At 69.8% G+C, this 3,562-nt stretch carries 2 protein-coding genes; one reads left to right on the top strand and one right to left on the bottom strand.

Annotated features, from left to right (window positions below; translation table 11 throughout):
- Nucleotides 1-283 precede the first annotated feature (283 nt).
- Nucleotides 284-2,710, top strand: coding sequence for a primosomal protein N' (gene priA, locus IRZ30_RS16450; RefSeq protein ID WP_294086725.1), 2,427 nt, complete (start codon nucleotides 284-286; stop codon nucleotides 2,708-2,710).
- A 206-nt stretch (nucleotides 2,711-2,916) separates the two neighbouring features.
- Here the strand turns inward: priA and IRZ30_RS16445 are convergent, their stop codons facing one another.
- Nucleotides 2,917-3,327: a low affinity iron permease family protein gene (locus IRZ30_RS16445; RefSeq protein ID WP_294086723.1), complete on the bottom strand. Its 411-nt coding sequence runs from the start codon at nucleotides 3,325-3,327 to the stop codon at nucleotides 2,917-2,919.
- Between the last annotated feature and the right edge of the window lie 235 nt (nucleotides 3,328-3,562).

The raw sequence follows: 3,562 nt of genomic DNA, 5'->3' as shown, positions 1-3,562 counted from the left end.
CCGGGCACGGGCCGGCCGGTGCGTCTCAACACCGAGGTGTAAGTTCTGGTCCACCTCAGCCGGCTTCAGCCGGCTTTCCTTGTCAGCCCGGCGGCTTTAGCCCCGGGCACACGCCACTAGGCGGGATCCTCGCGCCTCCGCCTCAGAACCGACCCATCGGCGGGCAGCACCATCCCGCCAGCCCCGTGCCCAATTGTCACCGACAACGAATCGGCCGGGCTGCTACACTTTCCGTATGGAAACCTCGGCCTCCACGCGGAAGCAGCTTTATGTCGATGCTGCCGTGGATACGCCCGTCAGCGACCGGCGGCGGTTGCTGACCTATGCCCTGCCGGAGCACCTGGCCGACCGAGTCGCGCCGCGCCATCTGATCTGGGTTCCGCTGCGCAAGGAGCTGCGGCTGGCGATCGTGGTGCGAGTCCACGCCGAGACACCCGCCTTTCCGGTGCGGCCCGTCTATGCCCCGGTCGAGCCTGCCTTTTGCCTGTCCGAGCGGCAGTGGGAGCTGGTCCAGTGGATCGCGGAGACCACGCTCTGCTCGCTGTTCGAGGCCGCCAGCCCCTGCCTGCCGCCGGGGGTCGGTCAGCGCAGCGTCGAGCACCTGCGGCTGCGCTCCCCGAACGGCGCCGGCGATCACCAACTCACCCGGACGCAGCAGGCGCTGGTGGATCTCCTCGCCGAGCGGGGCGAGACGAGCCTGGAGGCGGCTCGCAAGGCACTCGGCCGGTCGCTGACCTCGGTCGTTGCCAAGCTGGAAGCGGCAGGGGTCATCGAGCGGACCGCGCGGGTCGTCTCCGGCCCGCCGCGCACGCCCATGGCCCGTTACGTCCGATTGATCGCTCCCGACGGGGTCGACCTACATCGCGCCCCGGCTCAGCGGCGGGCACTGGAGGTCATCCGCCGCCGCGTGGCGCTGGCCGGGGACGAGCCGATCCCGTGGCACGATCTGGTACGCCGGCCGGGCGTGACCGCCGCCGCGCTCCAGGCACTGGCAGAGCGCGGCGTGATCGAGATCCTGGAACTCCCGGTGCCGAGTGCTCCGCCGGCGCAGCCGCGCCCAGGGGCGGGCAGCACCTACCTGACCCCCGAGCAGGCGGCCGCCTGGCGGACGCTGCTGGCCGCGCTGCGGGCGGGCGAGCCGGAGGAGTTCCTGCTACACGGCATTACCGGCAGCGGCAAGACCGAGATCTACCTGCGGGCCGCCGCCTGGTGCGTCGGGCGCGGCAAGCAGGTCATCATGCTGGTGCCGGAGATCGCCCTGGCTGCGCAGACCGTGGCGCGTTTCAACGAGCGCTTCCCCGGCCAGGTCGCGGTGCTCCACAGCACGCTCCCGCCCGCCACCCGCTACCACACCTGGCGCGCCGTCGCCGAGGGCCGCATCCCAATCGTCGTCGGCCCCCGTTCGGCGCTGTTCGCCCCCATGGAGCGAGTGGGACTGGTGATCCTCGACGAGGAGCACGAGAGCGCGTACAAGCAGGACAACCCACCCCGCTACCATGCGCGAGAGGTGGCCCGGCGGCTGATCCGCCAGCACAACGCCGTCCTTCTGCTCGGCAGTGCCACCCCTGACGTCACGACCTACTATGCCGCGGAGACGGGCGCCATCCGGCTGCTCGAACTCCCCACCCGCGTCGGCCCGCGCGTGCTCGGCAAGCAGGGCCGGCCGGAGCACCGGACGCTGGACCTCCCCGAAGTCCAGGTCGTCGATATGCGCCTGGAACTGTCGCAGGGGCATACCCACATCTTCAGCCGCCCGTTGCAGGCCGCGCTGCGGCGAGCCGTGGAGTCGGGGGAACAGGCGATCCTCTTCCTCAACCGTCGCGGGGCCGCGACCCTGATCCAGTGTCGCGCCTGTGGCCACGTCGAGCAGTGCCCCTTCTGCGACGTGCCGCTCGTCTACCACGCGGACCAGCGGCTGCTCCTCTGTCACCGCTGCAACCAACGCCAGCCGCCGCCCAGCCGCTGCCCAGCCTGCGGCAGCGGCGCCGTCGGTTACTACGGCACCGGAACCCAACGGGTGGAGGCGGAGGTCCGGCGCCTGCTCCCGGGCGCCCGCGTGCTCCGTTGGGACCAGGACGCGCTCCGCCGGGGCGTGGAGCACCGTCACCTCATGCAGCGGGTGCTGCGCCACGAGGTGGACGTCATCGTCGGCACCCAGATGGTCGCCAAGGGGCTTGACTTCCCATTGGTATCCACCGTCGGCATCATCAACGCCGACACGCTGCTCCACCTGCCCGACATCCGCTCGGCCGAGCGTACCTTCCAGCTCCTGACGCAGGTGGCCGGCCGCGCGGGTCGACGCACGCCGGGCGCGCGCGTCATCGTGCAGTCGTACACGCCCGACCACTACGCGATCGACGCCGCCAGCCGCCACGACTACGCGGCCTTCTACCGTGAGGAGATCGCCTTCCGGCGGAAGCACGGCTACCCGCCCTTCCGCCGCCTGATCCGCTTCGTCTACCGCCACCCCGACGAGGTGACCTGCCAGACCACCGCGGCCGAAGTGGCCGACCTGCTGGCCGCGACCGCCGACCGCCTCGGCGCGCGCGATGTCGACCTGCTCGGCCCGACACCGGCCTTCACCGCGAAGGTCCGCGGCCGCTACCAGTGGCAGATCCTGCTGCGCGGAGCCGACAGCCACGCCGTCGCCAGCGCCGTCGACCTCGACCCCGGCTGGGCCATCGACGTCGATCCGCTGAGCGTGCTGTGACGAGTGGCGCATGCGGTGTACACCGGGTCTTGCCAGCATGCCGCCTGGCGGCGGAACCTAGCTCTCGGTCTCCCTAATCAGCAGGCAAAGAACAGGAGCGCGAGGAAGACCGCGACGCCGATGACAGCCGCCCACGGGATCCAGGTGTCCATCCGGCCCACTCCTTCACCGGCCTCGATCGAGCCCGCTGGGCAACCGGCCAGCGTCTAGCCCCCACCGGCAGCGTCATGACGTGATCGCGCTGTGGCTCTCCCTGGCGCGTCGTCGTGACTGCGGCTCTGGCGGAACTCCGCCTCCGCGGTGTCAAGGTCCCGCTCACTGCCCTCTTCGATGTCGATAAACGTCGTCCGCGCATCGGTCACCGCACGGATCAACTCGTCCAGCTTCAGTTGCGTGGCGCGGGTGTCCCGGTTCTGCGTGGCCTGAATCAGGAAGACCATGAGGAAGGTCACGATGGTTGTGCCGGTATTGATGACGAGTTGCCAGGTGTTGCTGAAACCGAACCAGACCCCGGAGGCGGCCCAGACGATGATAACGGCACAGGCCACCAGGAATGCCAGGTACGAGCCGACAATCCTGGCGATGCGGCTTGAGAGGCGGTCGAAGGCATCTCGCATGCCCGGTGCTCCCTATCTCGATGCGAGCGTGGGACAAACCGATCTGCCACGACGCAAAGGGCGTGCCGCCTCCGACCGGGAAAGAGGTGCGATCTCACGGGGAATACGGCCCTCACCCCCTGCCCCTCTCCCAACTTTGGGAGAGGGGAGCACTACGCACTACGCAGCGCGCTATAAGGGTGAGGCATGAGAAACACGTTCCCCCTCTCCCCTTGTGGGAGAGGGGGTTAGGGGG

This window comes from Sphaerobacter sp. (assembly GCF_019683595.1).
Lineage (GTDB): Bacteria > Chloroflexota > Chloroflexia > Thermomicrobiales > Thermomicrobiaceae > Sphaerobacter.
The sequence above is the reverse complement of the archived record's forward strand: the minus strand, read 5'-3'. Positions and strand labels throughout refer to the sequence as shown.

What these genes read in the sequence shown, in the direction of transcription:
- IRZ30_RS16445 (WP_294086723.1), bottom strand. Translation starts at nt 3,327, where the DNA reads ATGCGAGATGCCTTCGACCGCCTCTCAAGCCGCATCGCCAGGATTGTC.